This is a genomic window from Litchfieldia alkalitelluris, from assembly GCF_002153425.1.
Lineage (GTDB): Bacteria > Bacillota > Bacilli > Bacillales > Salisediminibacteriaceae > Evansella > Evansella alkalicola.
Genome location: NZ_KZ119600.1, coordinates 3,728,142 through 3,752,865 on the forward strand (window position 1 = coordinate 3,728,142; position 24,724 = coordinate 3,752,865).

At 38.3% G+C, this 24,724-nt stretch carries 19 protein-coding genes and 2 pseudogenes; 2 read left to right on the forward strand and 19 right to left on the reverse strand.

Annotated features, from left to right (window positions below; translation table 11 throughout):
• Position 1: 1 nt before the first annotated feature.
• A complete protein-coding gene (locus BW724_RS17920; RefSeq protein ID WP_088076511.1) occupies positions 2–799 on the forward strand; it encodes an ABC transporter ATP-binding protein in 798 nt (265 codons plus the stop codon).
• An 844-nt stretch (positions 800–1,643) separates the two neighbouring features.
• Here the strand turns inward: BW724_RS17920 and guaC are convergent.
• The 7 genes from guaC to BW724_RS17955 all read right to left on the reverse strand — a co-directional run bounded on the left by guaC (position 1,644) and on the right by BW724_RS17955 (position 9,390).
• Positions 1,644–2,627, reverse strand: coding sequence for a GMP reductase (guaC, locus tag BW724_RS17925; RefSeq protein ID WP_088076512.1), 984 nt, complete (start codon positions 2,625–2,627; stop codon positions 1,644–1,646).
• A gap of 264 nt (positions 2,628–2,891) precedes the next feature.
• Positions 2,892–3,260: a DUF8042 domain-containing protein gene (locus tag BW724_RS17930; RefSeq protein ID WP_088076513.1), complete on the reverse strand. Its 369-nt coding sequence runs from the start codon at positions 3,258–3,260 to the stop codon at positions 2,892–2,894.
• Positions 3,261–3,497: 237 nt separating this feature from the next.
• Positions 3,498–6,908 carry a flagellin gene (locus tag BW724_RS17935; protein ID WP_088076514.1) on the reverse strand — a complete coding sequence of 1,137 codons (3,411 nt, stop codon included), beginning with the start codon at positions 6,906–6,908 and terminating at the stop codon, positions 3,498–3,500.
• Positions 6,909–7,164: 256 nt separating this feature from the next.
• Positions 7,165–7,377, reverse strand: a complete 213-nt coding sequence (locus tag BW724_RS17940) for a hypothetical protein (protein WP_088076515.1) — start codon at positions 7,375–7,377, stop codon at positions 7,165–7,167.
• 403 nt (positions 7,378–7,780) lie between these two features.
• Positions 7,781–8,608: a flagellin N-terminal helical domain-containing protein gene (locus BW724_RS17945; RefSeq protein WP_088076516.1), complete on the reverse strand. Its 828-nt coding sequence runs from the start codon at positions 8,606–8,608 to the stop codon at positions 7,781–7,783.
• Positions 8,609–8,833: 225 nt separating this feature from the next.
• A complete protein-coding gene (locus BW724_RS17950) occupies positions 8,834–9,052 on the reverse strand; it encodes a carbon storage regulator (protein ID WP_088076517.1) in 219 nt (72 codons plus the stop codon).
• A 161-nt stretch (positions 9,053–9,213) separates the two neighbouring features.
• Positions 9,214–9,390: a carbon storage regulator gene (locus BW724_RS17955; RefSeq protein ID WP_088076518.1), complete on the reverse strand. Its 177-nt coding sequence runs from the start codon at positions 9,388–9,390 to the stop codon at positions 9,214–9,216.
• A 749-nt stretch (positions 9,391–10,139) separates the two neighbouring features.
• On the opposite strand from BW724_RS17955, the pseudogene BW724_RS17960 reads away from it, so the two are divergent.
• Positions 10,140–11,603: pseudogene (locus tag BW724_RS17960) on the forward strand (IS1182 family transposase); the annotation flags it as partial.
• A 688-nt stretch (positions 11,604–12,291) separates the two neighbouring features.
• Here BW724_RS17960 and BW724_RS17965 read toward each other — a convergent pair.
• From BW724_RS17965 to flgM, 12 genes and pseudogenes are all read right to left on the reverse strand, one after another.
• Positions 12,292–12,419, reverse strand: a pseudogene (locus BW724_RS17965) (flagellin); the annotation flags it as partial.
• A gap of 109 nt (positions 12,420–12,528) precedes the next feature.
• The gene (locus BW724_RS17970) at positions 12,529–12,828 is read right to left on the reverse strand and encodes a hypothetical protein (RefSeq protein WP_088076520.1); all 300 of its coding nucleotides are present in this window, start codon (positions 12,826–12,828) and stop codon (positions 12,529–12,531) included.
• Positions 12,829–13,347: 519 nt separating this feature from the next.
• Complete coding sequence (locus tag BW724_RS17975; protein ID WP_088076521.1) at positions 13,348–14,808, reverse strand: sugar-transfer associated ATP-grasp domain-containing protein; 1,461 nt, start codon at positions 14,806–14,808, stop codon at positions 13,348–13,350.
• Between the two features lie 128 nt (positions 14,809–14,936).
• A complete protein-coding gene (gene hag, locus BW724_RS17980; RefSeq protein WP_088076522.1) occupies positions 14,937–15,827 on the reverse strand; it encodes a flagellin Hag in 891 nt (296 codons plus the stop codon).
• A 250-nt stretch (positions 15,828–16,077) separates the two neighbouring features.
• Entirely contained in the window at positions 16,078–16,785 is a 708-nt protein-coding gene (locus BW724_RS17985; RefSeq protein ID WP_088076523.1) for a response regulator transcription factor, read from the reverse strand.
• A gap of 182 nt (positions 16,786–16,967) precedes the next feature.
• Entirely contained in the window at positions 16,968–17,198 is a 231-nt protein-coding gene (gene csrA, locus BW724_RS17990; RefSeq protein WP_088076524.1) for a carbon storage regulator CsrA, read from the reverse strand.
• Between the two features lie 2 nt (positions 17,199–17,200).
• On the reverse strand, positions 17,201–17,653 hold the full coding sequence (gene fliW, locus BW724_RS17995) for a flagellar assembly protein FliW (protein ID WP_088076525.1): 453 nt from the start codon (positions 17,651–17,653) through the stop codon (positions 17,201–17,203).
• Between the two features lie 252 nt (positions 17,654–17,905).
• Positions 17,906–18,487, reverse strand: a complete 582-nt coding sequence (locus tag BW724_RS18000) for a DUF6470 family protein (protein ID WP_088076526.1) — start codon at positions 18,485–18,487, stop codon at positions 17,906–17,908.
• Between the two features lie 427 nt (positions 18,488–18,914).
• Positions 18,915–20,084 carry a flagellar hook-associated protein FlgL gene (gene flgL, locus BW724_RS18005; RefSeq protein WP_088076527.1) on the reverse strand — a complete coding sequence of 390 codons (1,170 nt, stop codon included), beginning with the start codon at positions 20,082–20,084 and terminating at the stop codon, positions 18,915–18,917.
• 1,673 nt (positions 20,085–21,757) lie between these two features.
• On the reverse strand, positions 21,758–23,410 hold the full coding sequence (gene flgK, locus BW724_RS18010; protein ID WP_088076528.1) for a flagellar hook-associated protein FlgK: 1,653 nt from the start codon (positions 23,408–23,410) through the stop codon (positions 21,758–21,760).
• 388 nt (positions 23,411–23,798) lie between these two features.
• The gene (locus BW724_RS18015; protein ID WP_088076529.1) at positions 23,799–24,305 is read right to left on the reverse strand and encodes a flagellar protein FlgN; all 507 of its coding nucleotides are present in this window, start codon (positions 24,303–24,305) and stop codon (positions 23,799–23,801) included.
• 94 nt (positions 24,306–24,399) lie between these two features.
• On the reverse strand, positions 24,400–24,654 hold the full coding sequence (gene flgM, locus BW724_RS18020; RefSeq protein ID WP_088076530.1) for a flagellar biosynthesis anti-sigma factor FlgM: 255 nt from the start codon (positions 24,652–24,654) through the stop codon (positions 24,400–24,402).
• Positions 24,655–24,724: the final 70 nt, after the last annotated feature.

Below are 24,724 nucleotides of genomic sequence, written 5' to 3' on the forward strand. Positions count from 1 at the left end.
CATGCTTGAGTTAAAACAAATAAGCAAGGTCTTTTATGAGGGAACCCCTGACGAACGAAAAGCATTAAACGGAGTGGACCTTACTTTGAAGGATGGTGACTTCGTAACGGTAATCGGAAGCAATGGTGCCGGGAAGTCTACGCTACTTAATATCATCGCTGGCGTATTATTCCCAGACTTCGGCTCTGTTTCCGTGAACAACAAAGAAGTAACTTTTGTGCCAGAATATAAACGCTCGAAATTAATTGGCCGTGTTTTTCAGGATCCAATGGCAGGAACTGCACCAAACATGACGATTGAGGAAAACTTGGCTCTCGCTCTTGGCAGATCAAACAAACGATCCTTGTTCCGTGGTGTTAATGCCAAACGACGAGAAGAGTTTCAAGAACTCTTGGCGTCCATTGACATCGGTTTAGAAGATCGCCTCAATACAAAAGTAGGGTTGCTATCAGGGGGAGAACGACAAGCGCTCTCCTTGTTGATGGCCACCTTTACAAAACCAAGTATTCTATTACTAGATGAGCACACAGCTGCTCTCGATCCAGCCCGGGCGGAATTAATCACAAACATCACGAAGGATTTAGTGAAAAAACATCAATTGACGACATTAATGGTAACCCACCAAATGGATCAAGCTATTAATCTCGGAAATCGTCTGTTTATGATGGATTCAGGTCAAATCATTTTCGAAGCCCAGGATAAGGAAAAAGAAAAGCTAACAGTAGATGGCTTAATTGAAGAGTTCCAAAAAATTAGGGGTAAACAATTTGCAAGTGACCGAACGGTTCTTACTAGTTAATTGGAGAGTAGACCAGTTTCTTAGCTCGCGGATAGCAACTAGGAAAAAGTAGTTCTGGTTAGAGGTAGAAAACTTAAATTTTTTATACTAAAAACGAGGCCTTTTCACATAGTGAATCTGTCTCTATTTTTTACTCAAAACACCAAAAATTTAATAGCATATTTGCTAAGTTCCTATTATGCTTATTTCGGGAAGAAGGTTAAATTAAAAATATGGTGATAATAGCACACTTTAACTATCAAGATGCCGCATCCGAAAGCATCTCTCTAATTGATTGCTACTGATCAAAGGTACTAAAAATTAGAGGAGTTTTTCCCTTTAAGCTGAAAAATACAGCTTGATTACGGTAAATAAGGGTACTTTTTCCCTTTAAGTATACTTTGACATCAAAATATCATGGTTTTCAAGTAATTAGCGGGAATTTCTCCGTCTATTTTCACGATTTTTGGTGCCATTTCTTAATTAAGGGTAATTTCTCCCTTTAATATCTCTACTCATGTTGCGGATTCAGGTACGAAAATGAGAAACATCCAAATATCATACCCGACCGACCTCTGATCAGGTACGAAAATGTGAAATTGCATAATCTCATACCTGATCGAACCCCTCGTCGGTCCAAGTATGTCCACTCATCTAAAAAAGCCCGCCCCTCTGTGCCTTTAGGAAGCACTTTAGGATCAGGCTCTTATTTTGATTGAATTTCACCAACACATACTTCTGCCAGCAGCGTGGTATCTACTACACTAACCAAACACGCAAGGAATGCGCCCTCCCTGGCAACAACTAACACTCAAGCCCGCCACGCTCTCCCTCCAAGCACCACTGCCTCTATCTTGCCAATCCTTTAATATACCTTATCTCCATTAAAAATCGAGTTCTTCACCACTACATAATCAACATAGCGGATCGCCTCTAACTTATTACCACCTGCGTATGAAATGGACGATTGCAGATCTTGTTCCATTTCCGTTAACGTGTCTTGTAAAGGCCCTTTATACTCAACAAACATCTTTTTACCTTCGACGTTTCTTTTCTCACCCTTTTGGAATTCAGAAGCAGAACCAAAGTACTCCTTAAAGCATTGCCCGTCTTGTTCATACGTGTCCCCTGGCGACTCTTCATGGCCTGCAAATAACGAACCGATCATGACCATAGAAGCACCGAAACGAATGGACTTGGCAATATCTCCGTGCGTACGAATTCCACCATCGGCAATAATTGGCTTACTCGCCGCCTTTGCACACCAGCGAAGCGCTGCTAATTGCCAACCACCTGTTCCAAAACCAGTTTTAATTTTTGTAATACACACTTTACCTGGTCCGATCCCAACTTTTGTTGCATCAGCACCAGCATTTTCAAGCTCCCTCACTGCTTCAGGTGTACCAACATTACCTGCAATGACAAAACTTTTTGGGATATGCTTCTTAATGTGAGTAATCATATCGATTACTGCATTGGAATGTCCGTGAGCTATATCAATGGTAATGAACTCAGGAATTAACCCTTCTGCAGCCAATTCTTCAATAAAATCATATTCCGGATCTTTTACCCCAACACTGATAGAAGCAACTAACCCTCTTGATTGCATATCTTTGATAAAACCAATTCGCTTCTCTGGTTGGAAGCGATGCATAATATAGAAATATCCATTTTCAGCTAGATATATAGCGATCTTTTCATCAATAATGGTTTGCATATTTGCTGGAACAACAGGTAACTTGAACGTATGTCCACCAAAGTTTATCGTCGTGTCACATTCAGATCTACTCTTCACAATACTTTTCGCGGGAATTAATTGTATATCTTCATAATCAAATACGTTATCCATCTACTACACCTCTAAACACGAATATTTTATAAAAAATAATAAATAATTGTTCGTACTTTAGTTAATTTACATCATATCCATTAACTTGTCAAACAATATTTCACCTAAAAGATAAAAACCGCCTTTTACAAGACGGCTACAATATAATATATAACTAATACTAATGCAGGGAACAATGAATCAAGTAAACTTACATCTAACCCCCTACCGATTTGGAGAAAAATTAGATTAACTTTTTAAACCTTATTCTATCCCAACATCGTTTTAAGAAACTATATAAGGTTTAAAGGCACTTTCAAATACAGCTTTCCAATTAATCACCTGTGGAGTGAGTGTAAACTGAATCACTTCCTGTACCTTCCCGTAGTCCTTAGCTTCGTAACTATCAACCACTAATTCTAGTACATGCGCAAGATTTTTCGTCACTGATTGAAGTTCTTCATTCTTAATCTCAGCTTGAATCGGCTCTAGTGATTTCTCAATTGTCGTATATGCTAATACGACATTTTCAAATAGGTAGACGGTTTGCGCTTCATGTCCCTCAGACAATAACCTCTGAATATGCTCCAATCCCTCCACCATTGTATCTACTAACTCCTGTGATTTCTTCATAACTTCAACATACTTCTCCATTTGTGTAAAACTCCTTTAGTCTGTTCATATAGTAGTTTAAAAAGTAAGCTTATATACTATATCGGATTAAATTGAAAACTATTGAGTGTGATGAGCTAAGAGACTTCAGTAAGAGGTGTATAAACGAATTTGAATAATATTAAAAAGAACTCCAGCATCAACCAGAGTTCTTTTCTTAAATTTAGCTTTTTTTAAAAGGTCCGCTCCCAGTTCTTCAAAAAGAAGGGACACCCCCTACTAGTTAAATAATGCCAAGACGTCACTGCTTCTTTGATGTACGTGGACATTCATCGACTGCTGTGCCTGCATTAACACATTATTTTTCAACATATCCATTACTTCCCGTGCCATATCAACGTCTTCTATTCTACTAACAGAAGCAGTGGTGTTTTCTTGAACAGCACCTAAAGTAGATTCGATAGATGATAGTCTATTCTGAATTGCTCCCATATTGCTCCTTTCCCTTATAGCAAAGGAAAGGGCATCGTCAATAATTCCAATACTGTTAACTGCAGACTCACGAGAACGGACATCTATCTTATCCGTATCATACAACATATTATCGAAAGATCTTATTTGAACATCGTATGTTTGTCCAGCATTTGCACCAACTTGGAAGGTAAACTCGTTGGGCTTATACTCCGTAATATGTTTTACACCATATTCTACGTTAATGTAATTTGTTGTATTTAGTGATAAATCTACTTCCCTGTCATTCAATGAAATAACTTGGTCAGTCAGAGTAAACTGACTAGTATTTAATCTCTCACCATTTAGAGTAACCTGTAATTCAGGTTCATCAATTACTGAAGCAAGGATTCTATTGCCCCTTTGTGCTAGTTCATTGATAACTTGGCTATCTGTAGGTTCAGTGTCCAAGAATACATCGGTAGATTCGCGATAATACACTGTCAACCCCACGTTCTCTAGCGTTCTTGTTGCATCTGGTTTGCCATCACCAATAACCCTGACAATGGATTCTTCTTCATCGTGATAGTAATTATCTCCTATATCCACGCCATTCACTTCGACCTTATGTATATAGGTAGATTCAGGAATTCCCATCTCCAAAAAAGGTTCACGTACGTAGAATATCTCATAATCACCTTCACCATCTGAGTTTTTCGGACGATAGGAGCCGTGGAGCGAAAGAATATTGGTTTCTGGATTATAGGTGAAACCATTTTCCGAGTTATAAGGAACATCTTCATCATTATAGTAAACACGAATTCCCTTTGGCCCATCTTCTTGGTTAAGTCCGTAATATAAAGTATCGTTGTCCAGTTGAAAATCATATGTTTCTCCACCCGAAAGTTGTTGGCTTTCAAACACATAATACACTTGAACGTCAGGTTGTCTAGAAGTTGCAACATCTGGCCTTGCATCTCCATACAGTTCAATACGGTTTGTTACACTATTATAATAGAAGCCATTTTCTTTTTCAGAATCATACTGAACTTCTTCTCCATCAACGATCACTAGAAATGTACCTGGATTTCCAGATTCATCAACACTATAGGTTTGAGGGGTTCTTGATAATTCAATTTCAACTAACCCATCTTGGGCAAAGGCTGTCGTATGTGGGACGATCATATTAATTGTATAGCTGTCATTAATATCTGGTCTCGCTGTCCCATGTAATAGAATAGTATTGGTTTCTATATTATATGTAAAACCATTTTCGTCTGAAAAAACGATTTCCTCTGATCCGTTTCTAATCACTTGAATCGAACTAGGGGAGTCCTCTTCTCCTAAGTTATAAATTTCAGGTCGGAATGAATTAAGTGGGATGCCGAAAACCTCATTGGTTGTAGTGTTAGTAGATTCGTCCTTAATATATTCAACCCTAATCTGTTCTACATTATGAATATTCGGCCTTGCATCTCCATGTAAACTTATTTTTCCATTTTCTTCATTGTAAGTAAAGCCATTGTTTTCATCGTGATGTAGTTCTGTGTCTCCAACATAAACACGAAGAGAGCGGTTATTACTCAAATCATCTGTTTCCAGATTATATGTATCAATATACTCCACTAACCCAAAGGAATAGGCGCCATCATCAAAACTACTATTATTTAAATACTCGAAGGAAACTTGTTCATCATAAGCTGGTCTCCATTTTCCATAAAGCTCCACATTCCCTTGTTCTTCATCAACGAATACACCATCAATAACCGATCCTGCCTCTGGGCGTTCTGATAGTAAATACTCTTTTTCCACAACGGTATCCCCCACAGAAATGATTAAACTCTGTGGCTCTCCTTGGCCGTTCATATTGTAGACTTTTGCTCCAGTAGGTATGGAAACAGTAGAAAAGTTACTTTCGGCACTATTTAGAGAAGTAAATGATATTTGATAAGAGCTCTCGTAACTATCCCCATCTTCTGCTCCTATAACGGCATCTCCATGGAAAGTAAATGTATCTCCAGAAACAGTATAATATCCATCAGAAGGAGAGTCCCCTTCCCCATTCCAATATTCTAATGTTCTCCTTATACCATCACTACTTACTTTTTCTACCTTTATAGAAGGTCGATCTGGGTCGTCCATTCTATACAAATCAAGCGTTTTGTCTAGAGTAACTACTTCATTGTTGTTAGAAATTAGTGATGTTATATTCACCACCTCTTGATCAAGTATATCAACCTTTTGGAGATTTCCCACATTATCAGTATAAACAAAAAAGGTCTGACCATCATCGTCTACTACTGGTGAAAAGCTAAATCCATTAGTTCCATCAGGCTTATAATACTTAAATGATTCTATTTCTGTCCAATCAGTAGACTCTATGCCATCTCTCTTTTCTAAGATTAGCATTGAGTCATCGTCAGATAGTCTTAATCTCATTAGACCATCATCTGTTTCTGTCTTTTGAGGATAAGACTCTTCTGATGTGACCCTTGTTGGTGTTGTATCACCACTTATAGATACAACATATGACTCCCCATCACGTTGAAATAGGATAGCAGATCCATCTTGGGTCCACTGTGGCTCATGATTAACTACTGTTCCTTTTGTTATACTTTCTAAATCTGTAATGTAGCCTGAATGTATTACAGCTGGATTAATAGACCTCTCCACCGTGTGCACCATATTTGGTTTGCTCTGTTGTCTAAGCTCTTTTGAACCGACATTACTAGCATTTGTAAGAACAGGATTTTCTAATTCTTTTACTTGTAGTTCCGTATTTCGAGATGCTATTCGATTCTCATAAACGTATTCTGCTGGTTCTTTATTACTTAATAATTTTTTTCCATTAAACTCCGTACTACTTACGAGTTCCTGAAGTCCCTTTTTTAATTCCTCAATCTCGTCTTGAATTAACAGTTTATCAGGGGTGGTCATTGTATCATTAGCTGCTTGGACAGATAACTCCCGCATTCTTTGAAGAACATGCGAAATCTCTTCCACTCCCCCTTCAGCAACTTGCATAAGGGAAGAGGCATCTTGGACATTTCTAGACGCTTGTTCTGATCCTCGTATAAGGGCGCGCATTCTCTGACTAATTGCTAGACCTGCCGCATCATCGGAAGCACTATTAATACGCTTCCCTGAGCTTAAACTTTTCATATTTTTTTGAAGACTATTTTGAGTCTTTTTCATATTATTATTCAATAAAGACGGGAGACTGCCACTAATAATTCTCAAATTTATCACCCTATTATGTATTTACTAGCCTATCTATAGAAAAAATCATTCATCTATTTTCTCAATATAATTTCTCTCTCCTATCTTTTTCGACATAAAGTACTAGATTGTTAACAGTATATTGGAATTTTTTGTGTGTTTTTATAGTAATTTTATCGCTGAACTTTAAAAAGCTAGGTTCAATAACTAGTAATAAGCAATAAAAAATGAAGGTATGATTATACCCTCAAAGCTTTAGCTGACTATGTTATTTATACTAACTAAATAAACCACCTTTTAAAAATTTCATAATCTTACTTAAGTCTAATCCTGTTTCATTTGCTACTTCTATCGCATTTGTATTTGGATTATTTCTTATAAATTCTTTTACCATGTTGTAATTAGAATATTCCTTACCACACTCATCACAATACTCTTGAGCACTATCTTCCTTTTTACTACCACAATTAGAACAAAGCTTCTGCAACAAATGAACCCTCTCCCCATACATAAGTACTGGTAACATATTCCTACTTTATAATATTATTTTGGGAAAATAAAGTAAATATAGTAAATTCATATACTTTTTGAAATGAGTGCTATATTTATTCGGAAATAATAATAGGTATATATTATTTGAAAATATGGATCACGAAGTTTAAGTGGGGTGATCAAATATTTCTCTTGGCATTAATCATCAAAGATCAGATAGGAACATTCTTTATTCTGTGAGGAATTATGGTATTTCTTTTCTACAAGGAAAATACAAGAATATATGATTAACAGTAATCACATTATCTTAGTATTATAAGAAAAGAGACCCTAGCCTAAGCTAGAACCTCTTCCGTTTTTTTTGTTCTGTAATTTTCCTAACCAACTAAACCACTTATATATTATCCAAGTAATTGTAATACAGACTGTGGTCTTTGGTTCGCTTGCGCTAACATAGACTGAGAAGCTTGAGAAAGGATGTTTGCACGAGTCATTTCCATCATTTCTTTCGCCATATCTACGTCACGGATACGAGATTCCGCTGCAGATAAATTCTCAGAAGATGTATTAAGATTATTGATTGTATGTTCAAGGCGATTTTGATTTGCACCTAACATAGATCTTTCCGCTGAAACTTCTTTAATTGCATCGTCTAGTGTTTTTATTGCTGGGTCAGCAGTGGCTTGTGTGTTAATTTTTAGGTCAGTAAGTCCGAGAACAGCCCCTGTAGCTTTCATGTCTCTGATGGTAATATCCATATTCTGAGTAGTATTTGCTCCAATATGAAAAGTAAATTTCCCAGTATCCCCACCTGTTGCATCTAATAGAGTCTCAGTATTAAACTCTGTTTGAGTTGCTATTCTATCAATCTCTTCGATTAACTGATCAACTTCTTTTTGAAGTTCAGCACGATCATCATCCGTGTTAGTATCATTTGCAGATTGTACGGCTAACTCACGCATACGCTGTAATATGGAGTGGGTCTCATTTAAAGCTCCTTCTGCAGTTTGTATTAATGAAATACCATCTTGTGCGTTACGGCTAGCTTGATCTAAACCGTTGATTTGAGCACGCATTTTTTCAGAGATTGCTAGACCTGCTGCATCGTCACCTGCGCGGTTAATACGCATACCAGAAGATAACTTTTCCATAGAATTCTGCATTGCATTTTGGTTGATCCCCATTTGACGATGAGTGTTTAAAGCTGGAATATTGTTGTTAATAATCATTTTACATGACCTCCGTGTAATTTAGTTTTTGAGTGTACATCCGTGTTCACTCTTTTTTCACGCGACTATTCCGACAATCGACTTGTAAAACTGTAAAGCAGTTTCTGCACGTCACCTCCTACAAAAACTAAAAAAAGGACGAGCAGAGGAATAGATCAAACCAATCCTAATATGGTTCAATCCACTTCTCTGCTCGTCCTTGAGCTACAATATATATATATTTAATTATGAAACAGTGATTTCATTTTTCAATGCTATAGCATTCCCAGCGAGGGCTGCCGCTGTTTTTTGATTAGCTTCATACACTTCGCCTCGTGTAATATCCATATGCTTTGGTGCTTCTATGGCTAAGCGCAATTGTCCTGCAGCACCTCGAACAACTTTTACAACAATTTGATCATCTATTACTACATATTCTCCAGGTTTTCTTCCTAAAACTAACATGGCAATACCCTCCTTGGCATTATGAAAACAAAAAACGAGCAAATAAGAAATAGATACTTGCGTCCTGCAAGGTCCATTCACCCATTTGCTCGTCCTGAGCTTCGTTTTTTATCTTCAATTTAATTTATTATTTAAATCAACACGACTATACCAACAACAACCTAATTGACAGCAACCAGCTGACTTAACGGCTTATCGGTTTCTTGGCGCTGAATCGCAATTTCTCTTGGCGCATCAATGGCCAGACGCAACTGCCCCTTCTTGCCTTGAACCACTCGCACGGTAACGTTCTCACCGATTGCAATGCAGTCTCCTACTTTACATTGCAAAACGAGCACGGACAGCTCCCCCTTCCCTGGAATATAACAGCATAGATAATACTTTTGTTAAAAAATGACAATTGCGGTTCGAAAAATGACGAGATACGAAAGAATATTCATTGCGTCCTGCAATAAAAACAATCGAACTCGTCCTGAGTTTCCGTCATTTTATTAAGTTTTGCTGTTCTAATTTATATATCGGAGGGAATATAGAAATGTTTAATAGTTTATAAAAATTATTTATTATTTTTTTGGATTTAGAACTCTACTATAAGATCCTCACTCAAATACCATAAATACAAAGAGCTGCATACCTTTTTACACTAATTCTTTGAATAGTGATTTTCTTAAAATCAATAAGCACTTTATTATACAACCGCACTGGGATAGCAGACTTCATCAATACTTTTTCTGATTACCAAGGAAGACCGCCTCTTCAATCTATTAAACCAAGTAGTTGAAAAACAGATTGATTATTTTTACTTCAATATATTACAGAATTGGCTAATAAGGTCCGTCCCCATTTTCACAAGTAATTTTGATACAGACTGTGGTGATCCTATTTTTACATATTCGGCCAATAAGAACCGTCCGGAATCAGTGAAAAAGTCTAGTAATAATGGAGAAATAAGAAGTTTTTGACCTAAATATATACAAAACGAAAAATTCTTACTAAAACGATATAAATAATAGGAATTATGAACAATAAAAACCCCCTAAATGGTATAATAAGTGTGACCAAACACAAACCAAAGGGGGTTTTTACTATGCTTCGACATGAGCCAAAACAATTAAGCTTTCACTCTGAATTATACAATAAAATACCTGAAAATCATATGTTAAAAAAGGCATCAAAAGTAGTCGATTTTAGTTTTATCAATGATTTACTAGCTGATTCGTATTGTAAGAACTTTGGCCGTCCCGCTAAAGAACCAGAAATGATGTGTAAAATCCTTTTTCTACAACATCTTTATAACCTTTCTGATGAAAGAATGGAGACAGAGGGGAATCTTAATCTAGTATTTTTATATTTTCTAGGATTAAATCCAGAAGATAAATTACCAGATAAAAGTCTGTATTCAAAGTTTCGGACTCGTCGTGTTGGCGAAGAAACTTTGGACGAAATATTAGAAGAGACTGTTAGACAGTGTGTAGAACACGGTCTAATTGAAAGTGATGGAGTAAGTGTAGATGTAACTCATATTGAGGCAAACACGATTAAGAAAACACCTGAACGGATTATGAAACATTTAGCAAGAAAAATTATGAAAAATTACGAGGAAGAAGCAGGAGAAGTGTTAGAAGGGGCACCTGAGGTGCCAGATTATAAAGAAATAGAAGACCACAATGAAGCAAAAATGGTGATGAAAGACTACTTATTATCAGTGATAGACAAGGTTGAGGACTCAGCACAAACTCAAATTAGTAAAACATCAGACTCAATAAAAAAAGCAAAGGAGATTTTAGATGATCCAAAGTTTTTAAACCAAAAAGGTCTTCGTTCCCTAATTGATGAAGATGCGAGAGTTGGTCGTAAAAGTAGAACACAGAGTTTTTATGGGTATAAAACAGAGTTTACAATGACAACTAAAGAAAGAATCATCACTTCCGTTCGAACAGAAAGTGGTTCTTATATGGATGGTAATCATTTAAGCAGTATGCTAAAAGCAACAAAGAAGTCAGGTATTAACATAAAAGAAGTATTCGCAGATAAAGCTTATTTTAGAAAACCTCTCTTAGATGAACTGGAAGAACTAAAAATAACACCATACATACCTGTCAGCCCTCTTATTTACAGAATTGATGAAAGCAAGTATACCTATAATAAAGATGCAGATGAGTGGCAATGTTCTTATGGAAATGCAACTGAAAAAAAGAAATATTTCAAGACTAGCAATAAGAATGGGACATTTGAAGGATACAAATATTATTTTGAAATCAATCAATGCAAGACTTGTCCTTTACATGATGAGTGTGCTGGGAAAGCAGCAAGAAAAATTCTGAAACTCGGTAAAAATACAGCTGAGTTTTACGATATTTCTCAGTATCAAAAGACGGAAGAATTCATAGAGAAATATAAAGAGAGAGCTTCAATTGAAGGGAAGATTGGAGAAGTAAAGAGATTCAATGGCCTATACCGAGCTAGAGGATATGGGCGATTAAGTGTGTCCAAACAATCAAAATTAACTGCAATAGCAGCTAATATAAAGCGAATAGCAGCACTAGTATCCGAATAAAAGAGAGGAATACTAGTGCAGATACCCTCTGTTCTGCTATATATATGGTAAATGAAGAGGAATTCTCTTTCTGGCTCTATAAAAAGTTAAAAAAGCTTAAATTGGTGAAAAATATAGTGACTTTATCACTGGTTCCGAACCGTCCCCATTAGCCCTGGTGTGAACTTCCTTCTTCTCTGATATCAGATTCGATATATATTATTTTATTTTGACAACAAGGGCAGGGTCTTTTCACTTGAATCACCTTTTCTTTATAGTATTAAGAAAGATACCCCAGCCTATGCTAGAGCCTCTCTTATGTTGAATAAAAAATAATCCAAGTAATTGTAGTACTGATTGTGGTTGTTGGTTGGCTTGTTCTGCCTCAATGTCTTTCGATCATTGGTTAGACTATATCTTCCCCCTATTTAAGAATAGGGGCTGGGCACTTCGAATAGTTTTCACTACCCTACGGATTTCATCACCATTGCATTGGCTTTAGATGGTCTATCCTAGTCGTTGAACCTTCTCCATTCTTTCGAGACAGGAGCTTGGCTGCTGATTATCCATCTATCTTTGTCATTTTTTAAACCATTACGTTTGTCGTTTCCAACTCCGCTGTGGTTGGCAAAGCTTTAGGAAGTTCCAGCAATTCACCCAGTGGTCCTCTTACCCATTACCAAGTAAGACGCCCTGCAAATCATTATCCTAGTAGTTGTAATACTGACTGAGGAATCTGATTTGCTTGAGCTACCATAGACTGAGAAGCTTGAGAAAGGATGTTTGCACGAGTCATTTCCATCATCTCAGTTACATATCAACGTCACGGATAAGGAAAATCGCATTTGAGAGTGTGAATACTTTACGTTATCTAATATCAAATTAGGTTAAGTAAGTGGGTGATTGCAAGATCAACAGGTTATATCGAAAATATTACTTTTTAGATAAGATCTCTATTTAATTCTTCTATTAATTGAAATGCTTCTTTTGATTCACTTTCATTAATTTCCCCATTCTCTCTTTGTAAATTTACTTGATCGTTAAGTACACAAATAATACCTTTTGGGGAGTACCTGAGATGAATATTATCAAATCTAGTTGGATAACCAGTTAAAATTTTTGATATTTGTTTTAATTTTTTACTTTGGTAAGGTTTTATCGCACATTTACCTGGTTCATATTGACTCTCAGAAGAGAAACTTCCTAAATGTGTAATTTTATAATTTTTAATTTGAAACATCCCCTTTCTACTTAATTGTCCCCCAAAATATTTATACCTCGATAAAAAGAAGACCCCACCCTAAGCTAGAGCCTCTCTTGTATTGAATAATGAAATTATCCAATAATTGTAGTACTGATTGTGGTTGCTGGTTAGCTTGCAATGCCTCAATGTCTTTCGATCATTGGTTAGACTATATCTTCACCCTATAATCAATAGGGGCTGGGCACTTCGATTAGGTTTCACTACCCTACTGATTTCATCACCATAGCAATGCTTTAAATGGTTTATCCTAGTCGTTGAACCTTCTCCATTCTTTCTAAACAGGAGCTTGGCTGCTGATTATCCATACATCTTTGTCATTTCCAAACCTTCACGTTTGTCGTTTCCAACTCCGTTGTGGTTGACTAAGCTTTAGGATGTTCCAGTTATTCTCCCAATAGTCCTCATATCCGTTACCATTTTAGACACCCTGCAAATCATTATCCTAGTTGTTGTAAAACTGACTGAGGCATCTGATTTGCTTTTATATAGTTTTATTCAATTTTTAATATTTTCCGTTTCACTTTGAAGCTTTACTTTTTCATCTTCCTGTTTTTCTTTTCGTTTACGTTCATCAGCAAGTGTTTTTAAAATATCTTCCGTGAATTCACCAAAAATAGGTTGCTCACAGATTAGTTGAACTCTCCATACTGTACCACGAAAGTTCATCTCGATAAAAATCGGTTCTCCGTCTTTACCGATTGCGATATCCCAAGAGACATAGTTTCGGTGAAGGATACGATTGTGAAGATTTTTTACAAAATCTATTACTTTATCAAAATTCGGCAAATAACCAAGGTCAGCAAACTTATATCCAGTAGTTGGGTGTGTGTAGTAAATCTTTGCATCGCCATCAGAACCATATGGTTTAAATTCCCCATCAGGTGAGATGGCAACTGCTATTCCGCCGCCTGACGTACTATCATTATCAATAACTGCATTCCCACTGCCAAACTTACCGTAACCACATAAATAATGAATTTCATTATTCCAACGTAATGTAATAAGCCTGAATGTATTTACAGAACTAGGGTGAGGCTTAGCCATAATTGGATGTTGACTAATTACTTCTTGCATAAGAAAGTGTTTCCCGAAAACTTTCTCAATCTTCTCAAAAGTCATCTCAGAGCCATTTATCATATATTTATAATTTTTATATTTTATTTTTTTTACAGCCTTCCCATCATCTGCTAAACTCTGTTTAATAATAATATCTTTTTTATAATGACTAAATAATCGATAGGCTTTGGTTTTTGAAATTGTAAAATTATCCCCATCGAAATACTGACCGTTTACCCGCTTTAGAATAACTTTTGGCGAATAATCTTTGGTGATTAAAAGATCATATATATTTTTATCCGAATAAAATGTACCTTCTTGACCAAAATTAAAATAAGGTACTACGGACTCATTTAATACACGTTGAGTAATAACCCTTGGATCCAACCTTCCAGTTTTCCTTTTGAAAGCTATATGTACAATAGGGTCTACCTTTTTGCCATAATAATTTTCCCAATAATTTTGCACAGTATTAATATCTTTCTCCGCAATATCTTCTAAATATCCATTTGACAACAAGCTATTATATTGCTTAATTTGAATATTAATTCCGTACTTCTTGTGTAAATGTAGAGTATTAACTAGTAGATACAATTCCTCATAAGACTTTTTTATATTTTCTTCTATATAATCATTCAGTCCTTCAAATTTGTTATTTTCAACTTTTTTAATAACTATTTTATGTAGACTTTCCAATTCCGTTAGTCTCTCATAAAAAATACTATGCCTGTAACTATTATCACTATATAAATTCTGCAAAGTTTCAAAAGCTTTTAGAAGAGTATTGTACATATTAATTGATTGATTATAATCATGTTGTAGTAAACTTTCTAAAGTATAATCAATGATTACTAAGGATTTTTCTATCAGTTTCTTTTCTTTTTCTTGCATTTCTTCCATATTATTTATAACCTTTCATTCATTAGTTTTTGATAATTTACTAAATTATAATCACGATATTCTTTATTATATCAATTAAGAAAGAGACCCAGCTTTTGCTAGAGCCCCTCTTAAGTTAAATGTTATAATTATCCAAGTAATTGTAGTACTGACTGAGGTTGCTGATTTGCTTGCGCCAACATTGACTGAGAAGCTTGAGAAAGGATGTTTGCACGAGTCATTTCCATCATCTCAGCAGCCATATCAACGTCACGGATACGAGATTCCGCAGCTGATAGGTTTTCAGAAGCGTTGTCCAAGTTAGAGATAGTGTGCTCTAAACGGTTTTGAGTTGCCCCTAAGTTAGAACGTTCCGCAGAAACAGCTTCAATAGCGTTGTTAATTGTAGTAATTGCTCCATCAGCACCAGTCTGTGTTAGGAGCGCACCATTTTCACCATCACCATCCGAACGCAAGTCATTAATTGAGTCTGCATCTCCATCTCCACCATCCCCAATATGTTCAGAAGACATAGAAGCTATTGAAAGCTCGATATTTTGCCCCTCATTGGCACCGATATGGAAAGTGAATGTGTTAGCATCTCCACTAAAATCTCCATCGTCATTATCACCAAGTAAATTTTGAGTGTTAAATTCAGTAGTTTCAGCAATACGATCAATCTCATCGATAAGCTGATCCATTTCTTTTTGAATCTCACCTCGGTCAACAGCTACATTCGTATCGTTTGATGCTTGGACAGCTAATTCACGCATACGTTGAAGAATGCTGTGAGTCTCATCAAGTGCACCTTCAGCTGTTTGAATTAAAGAGATACCATCTTGTGCGTTACGGCTAGCTTGATCTAAACCATTGATTTGGGCACGCATTTTTTCAGAGATTGCTATACCTGCTGCATCGTCACCTGCACGGTTGATACGAAGACCAGAAGATAGCTTCTCCATTGAGTTTTGCATTGCATTTTGGTTAACACCCATTTGACGGTGAGTGTTTAACGCTGGAATGTTGTTGTTAATAATCATAGTTAAATAATCCTCCTTGATTTGTTTTTTACTTCCTGTCACATCCTTGTGAGTGGAAGTTAAATTTATTATGATCCCTAAGAAAAAAGTCGGCCGCCTTCTTCCCTATTGATCATTACATAAGTTATATCGGACGAACTTTTAAAATGTTTAATAGTTTTAATAATTTTTTGCAGAAAAAAAGAAGGAAAATAATTCCCCTCTTATTTGATCCTCGTAAATTTCTCAATCTATCGAATGATATAGTATTCTATCTATGTGCTTCCACCCAACCATTTCTAATTGCAGTCACCATAGCAGCAGTTCTATCGTTCGCCTGCATTTTTCGCAGTAAATGACTTATGATTGTACTAATAGTAGAAGGTGCTAAAAATAACAATTCTGCAATTTCACGGTTGTTATGGCCATCTAGTATAAATTGAAGGACGTCCTGTTCGTTTTTTGTTAACACTGACATTACCGCTTCTCGCTTTAGGACGAGTTTCTTGATGGGCTTATCACGCATCCTCTTCTTTTCAATCTGAAGAACGAGATCTCGGTGATGAGACGCCTCTAAAAATACTCCCTTTTCTTTCATACTTTGTAGGACGAGACTGAAGTTTCTTCTTAAGTAAGAAAGACTAACAATTCCTCCAACTTCATGGGAAAGGTATTGGAACAAGTCACCAGCTAAGCCACTTCTATGTACGAGAATGATAGAAGTATTTTTCTTATTTATAGATTCTTGTATTTCAGTTAATTCCTGGACTGTTTTCCGATTATAGCTTTCTACAAAAAAGAAGATATCGTCCATTTCAGAGACAGTATTAATGTCCACTCTATTATTCCGAGTAATCGTAATCCCCTTCTCCTGAAAAGAAATCGCTTCCAATACTTCATTTGGAATATTTTCATTATGGTCTATGAAGAGGACGTTACGATAATTAGTCTGTACTCTTTCTTTTGTAATCGTCAGCATAAATGGGTCTCCCCTTCCAAAAATATCATTAGTTTTGTTCACTATTTTGAACAACAAAAGTATAAAAATTATTGTGCACGGTCCCTCTACAGGAACGTTTATAACAACAACGTTTCCATTTAAAGGGACAGCACCATGCAACCTACGTTTACTAAAACTCTTCCGGGCATACGTCACAAAGACTATTTTTTCACACTATCACTAAGCTGTTTCAATAAGTCTAAAGAGCCTTTCGCTGCTGCTTCTGTATTTTCTTCTTGAATGGCAAGATAGATTTCTTTTCTGTGAATATCCACGTTCCTCGGTGCGTTAATCCCAAGTTTCACTTGGTCCCCATCCACAGCGATAACTGTTAATTCAATATCGTCACCAATCTTGATCGATTCATTGAGCTTTCTTGTCAGTACGAGCATGATTACTCCTCCTTCTGACCTGCTGCCACTGGGGCAACTAGTGCATGTTTCGTGTGGTATGCTGTATCGTTTAGGACGACTTGCTTTCCTTTTTGGGCGGCACTATTCACAACGATTGGCCCCTTCAGGTTCACTGTGGATTCCTGTAACGTTTCCCTTAAGGTGATGATGACGAACAATGCCACATCCTCTTGTTTTTCGATAGCGAGCTGTTCGATCACGCTGTCAGAGAGCTTCGCTTCATAGTCTGGGAAAAATGTAAATGGTGTCATCACCATAAAGGCTAATCCTGAAGTTTTGACGGACTGTAAAATATAGAACGGACTTTGTTCTTCACTGTACGGTAATAAAATGAATTCCTTTTCCTCTTCAAAGCTAGGGATCCCCTGTTCAAACTGAATAATATTATTTGGGTTAATTTCCACTTCTCCAGCATATTTCGTTTCAATTTTCACTTTGCTCACTCCGGTTTTCATTTTGTCAAAAAATATGAGTAATTGTGATTTAATATCAAAAATTGTCGTAAACCTTATTAAACCCTATTGTACCACGATTTTTGTCGGAACATAGTACGTAAAACGAAATTTTTTTTAAATTTTACCTAGTTTTTTTGATTTATTACAACTAAATAGACATAGTTTAATGGTTTTAAATGGAAAAATCCCCACATGATTATTCATGCAGGGATAACACATATCGACATTCTCTTATAATTGCTGATTCACATTTGCACCGACCACCGTAAAATTAATCCATTCCTTTTGCTTGAGGTAGGCACTTGTCTCCCACCTTGGAATGTGAATCTCTGGTTCAAAGGTTTGAAACTGAATGTTTGGATCGGGCCATTCCACATTTACACTTACTTCCGAAGGGGTATAATCAAACTTCACTTTAAAGGCATTACCTGGAATTGTACCTTGGCCCACTTCTGGAAGCTGGCGTTCTCCATTTTGCCGAGCGATTTGAGCTAGGGCGTTGCCACCATTTTCAATCCGCTTCAACTGCTCCCCTTCTCTTGCAGTTTTCGCAACATACTGACTAATATTTTGCATACCTTTAGCCGCATTTTCTTTTACGCGTCGTAACGGACTTTTTAAATCAGCATCTGCAAAGGCTTCCGCTTGATCAATGAATAGCTTGGAGGCGGTTGTGCTGATGTGAAGTCGTCCTGCCAAGTCTTGGTCCACAGACATCACTGCGTTTCGCTGCGAAATACTCATCTGCGGCTTAGAATATTGCCTCCCAATTTCCGCTCTACCAGTTTCGATTAAAACTTGAGGAAGATTCATTATATTTGTCCCCTCTACTTTTAAAATGACTCACACTTTTCAGAGTGTAAATAATTAACTAAACGTTCCTAGACTTTTGGTTTAGTTAATTTTATGAAAAAAAATTTATTCATTTATAAAAGATAAAAACATTCAACTTATTATGCCATAAACAACAATCCTCGAGACTCCTGCGGAATAACGGGCCAGACGAGACCCCGCAGGGCGATTTTCCCGAGGAGGCTTGGCGGTTCGTCCGCGGCACAGAAGACACTGCGAAGAATGAGCAGATGTCGCACTTGTACCTTGCGTGAAAGCGAGTGGATTGTTGTGAAATGGCAGGAAATACACTATTCGTTGAAGGTATGAAATAATTTTAAAAAGCTGTGAAGGAAGGAGCGCTCCCTCGCATCACAGCACTATTCTGTCAATCTCTTAAACAAACTAATTATCTTAAGAAGTCCATTAACGTTGGTTGAAGAATACGTGATGTAGATGAAAGGGCAGCACGGTGAATGTTTTCAGCTGAAAGTAGTTCAGTGATTACCTTTTCTATATCTGCATCTTCGTTATTGGACATGGTACGTCGGGCAATCACTTCCTGCTGTTGCACCCGTTGGTCAATCATTTCCACTCGGTTATAACGAGCACCTAATTCTGCGCGCTCATTCACTATTTTTTCCATTTGCCTGTCCATGTTTCCAATCATCTTTGTTAATTCTTCAGCAGATGTATTCGGATCCTCCAAGGCTCTTTCTAGTTGAATGAGGTCACCAAAGAAATCAGTGGAGAAAACATTTTCCGGACGAATATTAACTGGAATAGTAACTCCTTTTAAGAGTTCGATATTCACGGTTTGACCATTAGTGGATACGGCATTGTTCATAGATACAATGACTTGGCGATCTTGAAGCTCTTCGGTTTCCCCGTTGGCATTCAATAAAATTTCTTGATTATCCTCGCCGGGGGCCGTTATGGTAATGGTTTTATTCGGATCCAGTTCACCTGTATTAGGATCAACCCTCTGGTACGTAAACTGATCACCTTGTTTTTCCGCCAAAACAAATCGTTCGCTGTTATGCGTAAGCACATGAGCCGTAGCTCCACGCTCAATCGCACCATCTGGAAGTCCGTTCAGCTCTCCTGCCACTCCAGCAAATCCAACGTTAAAATTCGCTGAGGTTACTGGTGCCTGGGTTGTATTGGTCCCGTTAAAGATATATTTGTTATTGGATTTCGTATTCGCCAATGATTCAAGGTGCTCTCGAAGCTGCCTCACCTCTTTAGCAATATTAGCACGTTGTGTCTCTTCATACGTATCGTTCGCTGCCTGAACGGCCAACTCACGCACTCGTTGAACTGCCTGTGTCGCTTCGTCTAATGTTGCATCGGCATTATCCATCCAGTTATAAACTTCCGACAGGTTACGGTTAAACTGCTGCACTTCTGTCACCTGTGTCCGGTAGCGCATTCCATTCATGGCCACAACTGGATCTTGTGAGGCGCGGCTTATTTTTTTCCCCGTTGCTAGCTGGTCTTGCAGCGTCTGCAATGTTTTAAAGCTCTGGCTTAAGTATCCTAGTGAATTTTGTGTCAGCATGGATTGTGTGACTCGCATTCCTATCACCTACTTCTATCAATATATTGATCTTTTTGTCTAGTTTATTTGATTACCGTTTTTATTTTTTTGCATGTGGTGTTTTGGGTAATTGTGTTTCAATTATATCGGGTATCTTACATGAATTTGCTATTTTTGGTTGGTTTCGCGTTCGATTAAGGGTTTATCTCACGCGAGTTTGTTGCTTTTCTCGAGTTTCGCGTGTGATTAAGCGGCTATCTCACGTGAGTTTCTTGTTTATTACGATTTTGGCGTTCGATTACAGGCCTATCTCACGCGAGTTTCCCACTTTTCTCGGTTTTCGCGTGCGATTAAGCGTCTATCTCACGTGAGTTTCTTGTTTTTCGCGGTTTACGCGTTCGATTATCGATCTATCTCACGTGAGTTTCTTGCTTTTCGCGATTTTCACGTGCGATTAAGCTCCTATCTCACGTGAGTTTCTTGCTTTTCTCGATTTTCACGTGCGATTACGCTCCTATCTCACGTGAGTTTCCTACTTTTCTCGATTTTCGCGTTCGATTACGCGCCTATCTCACGTGAGTTTTTCACTTTTCACGGTTTTCGCGTGCGATTAAGCGCCTATCTCACGCGAGTTTTCCACTTTTCGCGATTTTCACGTGCGATTTAGCTCCTATCTCACGTGAGTTTCCTACTTTTCTCGATTTTCGCGTTCGATTACGCGCCTATCTCACGTGAGTTTTTCACTTTTCACGGTTTTCGCGTGCGATTAAGCGCCTATCTCACGCGAGTTTTCCACTTTTCGCGATTTTCACGTGCGATTTAGCTCCTATCTCACGTGAGTTTCCTACTTTTCTCGATTTTCGCGTTCGATTACGCGCCTATCTCACGTGAGTTTTTCACTTTTCACGGTTTTCGCGTGCGATTAAGCGCCTATCTCACGCGAGTTTTCCACTTTTCGCGATTTTCACGTGCGATTTAGCTCCTATCTCACGTGAGTTTCCTACTTTTCTCGATTTTCGCGTTCGATTACGCGCCTATCTCACGTGAGTTTTTCACTTTTCACGGTTTTCGCGTGCGATTAAGCGCCTATCTCACGCGAGTTTTCCACTTTTCGCGATTTTCACGTGCGATTTAGCTCCTATCTCACGTGTGTTTCTTGCTTTTCTCGATTTTCACGTGCGATTAAGCTCCTATCTCACGTGAGTTTCCTACTTTTCTCGATTTTCGCGTTCGATTAAGCTCCTATCTCACGTGAGTTTTTCACTTTTATCGGTTTTCGCGTTCGATTAAGCGTCTATCTCACGTGAGTTTTTCACTTTTCACGGTTTTCGCGTGCGATTAAGCGTCTATCTCACGCGAGTTTTCCACTTTTCGCGATTTTCACGTGCGATTTAGCTCCTATCTCACGTGAGTTTCCTACTTTTCTCGATTTTGGCGTTCGATTACAGGCCTATCTCACGTGAGTTTTCCACTTTTCTTGGAATTCGCGTACGATTAAGGTCCTATCTCACGCGAGTTTCTCACTTTTCTCGGTTTTCTCGTGCGATTAAGGGCCTATCTCACGTGAGTTTCCCACTTCCCACTAGTTTCGCGTGAGATCAAGCACCTAACTCACGCGAATCCCTCGCACTTAACGGTTTTCACGTTAGATTCCAATCCCAGAGCCCAACCAAACTACAAACCTACTAATCTAACACCTATTTACCTTTTATCTATCGACCTACTACACCCATTCGGTTAATAATCACATCTAGCATTTCGTCGACGGCAGTGATACTTCTCGCCGCTGCGTTATAAGCATGCTGGAATTGAATCAAGTTCGTAAGCTCTTCGTCCAATGACACTCCGCTGACTGACATGCGGCGCTCATCAACAGAATCCCTCAGGGTCGCTGAATTTCGTGTCATACGCTCTGCTTCATTTGCATTAACGGCCATGTCACCTATAATCCCTTGGTAAAATGCCTGTACATTTGTTGTTGCACTGCCTCCAAAACTTATGGAAGCGTCCTTCACATTGGCTAAAGCTAAAGCATTTGAGCCATCTCCACTGAAACCAATCTCAGCTGGAGTATCTCCATCAGCCGCTCCAGACGCAGCTATATTATCAAGATTACGAATGATATCGTCATGTACTTTGAGACGCTGTGCCGCCCCCTTGATAGAATCCTCCGTAATTTCCGTTGTTCCCCGTGCATAGGTGAAAAAATCGAATCCTAAACCATCATGAGCTTTTTCCCCATCAGTGATTTCTGATAGACTCCAACCTTCACTGTGAACCTTATTAAATGCTTCCACGAAGGTGAATACCATTTGATCTAGCTGTGCCATCATCTCAGGGTATAGGCCCTTTTCGTTCCCTTGACTGTCAAGATAGCCGTGGGATTCTATTAATGCAGAGAAGGATCCTGGTGATCGGAATGCTTCTAAACTATCAAAAGTCATTACGCCACCTTTTCCTTCTAATTCTGCAACACTTTCGATACCTTCCAGCGCCCTTGGTTTTGCAATAAACATTTTATCTACTAAACCAGAATCTTCATCATAGGATATATGCAATTCGTTTGCCTCAAGGCGCGTCCCATCTACCAGCGTCACACCCATGTCTCGGCCATTTCCATCTAATAGTTTAATGGTGTATCGGCCAGCTGCCATATCCTTAGCTAGACCGCCACTCCCTACCTGTTCAACAGAAACATTAATAAACTGGGAAAGCTCGTCCACTAGAATGTCCCGTTGGTCGTAGAGGTCATTGGATAAATGTCCATGTGGTTCAATAGCTGCAATCTGTTTATTAATATTATTAACTTGTCGTAATAACGAGTTAATTTGATCCTGCTCTACTTGTAGCTGGTTCTTCTGATCATTTTGAACAGCCTGAAGGGAGTTATACGTATAGTTAAACGTCTCCGAAAGGGCAATACCACGCTGACGCACAACCGATCTCGCACCTGCGTCCTCAGGATGTACAGATAAATCTTGTAGAGACTGCCAGAAACGATCCATCATGTTAGCAAGGCCATCTTCCGTCGGCTCATTCATAATATCTTCCATTTTCACAAGAGACTCATGTAAACTATTCCAGTAGCCATGCTTATTGTTTTCCCCACGAAACTGGTCGTCTAAGTAAACTTCACGAATTCTCGTGATCTCTCCTGCCGTTACACCCGACCCTAATTGCCCCGTAATTGATGGCTGGGAAAAACCAGGTGTTGGGAATCCTCCTGTTGGCTGCAGATTTACACGTTGTCTTGAATAACCAGGTGTATTTGCATTTGCTATATTATGTCCTGTCGTTTGAATCGCCGTTTGCTGTGCTGACAGGGCTCGGCGTGCAGTTTCTAATCCGTGAAACGTGGATTTCATCTCTATCTCTCCAATCTAGATCGTGCTGAACTAGTTTCAAATTTTATCTATTTCCGATATTTGTAGTTGGAACAACCTACGATTTACTCGCTTTCCACGTGTGGTTGATGAGACCTGCGCAAACTCGCTTTCCGTGGAGAAGCCGGCAAGCCGCTTCGAGCTTCGCTCTGCAGGGTCTTGCCCTGCCTTCCTTTTCCACAGGAACGAGCGCTACTTCGGCGCTAATGCTTCGAGTTGTCTCGACGGATCCGCTCCGGAGTATATACTTGTAGAGGAAGAGACAGTTACCTCGTTTGCTCCGGTCTCATCAACATCCCTTATTGAAGGGTTGTTAAATAGTTGTGCATTATAAAACAATTATTATTATTCATAGTACACCATGTTTTTTCTACGCCTTCGAATCGAAAATGGACCTTGTCCCAGGATCTCGATACTCGTCTTGTTTTTCATCTGGGCGCTGATAGTTTCCAAATTGCTGTTGCGGGTGCACCGCTTCAAGGGAAATGTTGACAAAACGTAAAGACTCTTCAATCAACTGATTATTCAATTCGTTCTGTTGCTGCAGCTTTGTGATTTCTGTGACCAAATGGTGCTGCCAAACTCCAAGCTCCTTCTGATCCTCTTCAGAAAAAAACGACATGATTCTTTCCATCGTTACGTCTTCTTTCACAATTCCCTTTTCCTCAAGCATCTTCGTTACAAAATGATGCCTCGTTGATTCCAGCTTGCGAAGCTGCTGAATCAGGACAGACTCCTCCTTCATCAGCTTCTCCAATCCTGGCATATCCCCTTTTTTCACTATCTCCTGCTTTTCAAGGGCCTTATCATTGAATTTTTTATGCAATGCTGTCATCGTCTGTAGAATTGTTTTTAATTCCTGTGCTGTTTTCTCCATTTAATAAGCCCCCTCTAGCTTTTTTCCCTCACAAACCATTTGTCCAACCAGAACCAAAAACCATACCGCGATCAAAGACCGCCGCCCTCAGTTATCAATCCCAAAACTCGTAGAATTTCTTTGCTACCTCTTTGGCATCAACCTTATAAGTTCCTTGGTCGATTTCAGCTTTTATACGCTCCACTTTTTCCTGACGCTCAGTCGTGATTCTCGACATCTCCTGCATTTGCTTTGCCGCAGACGAGATTTGTAACTGATCGTGCTTTTTATTAACATCAGCCTTTTTCTTTGCTCCAACATTTTGCTGTTTTTGATAGGCGTTTAGTGAGTGCATTGGATTGACTTTCATCCGAAAACCTCCTTTTTACGAAAACTGGATTCCATAGCCCAGTTAATATAGTCCATTTTTTTCAACAAAT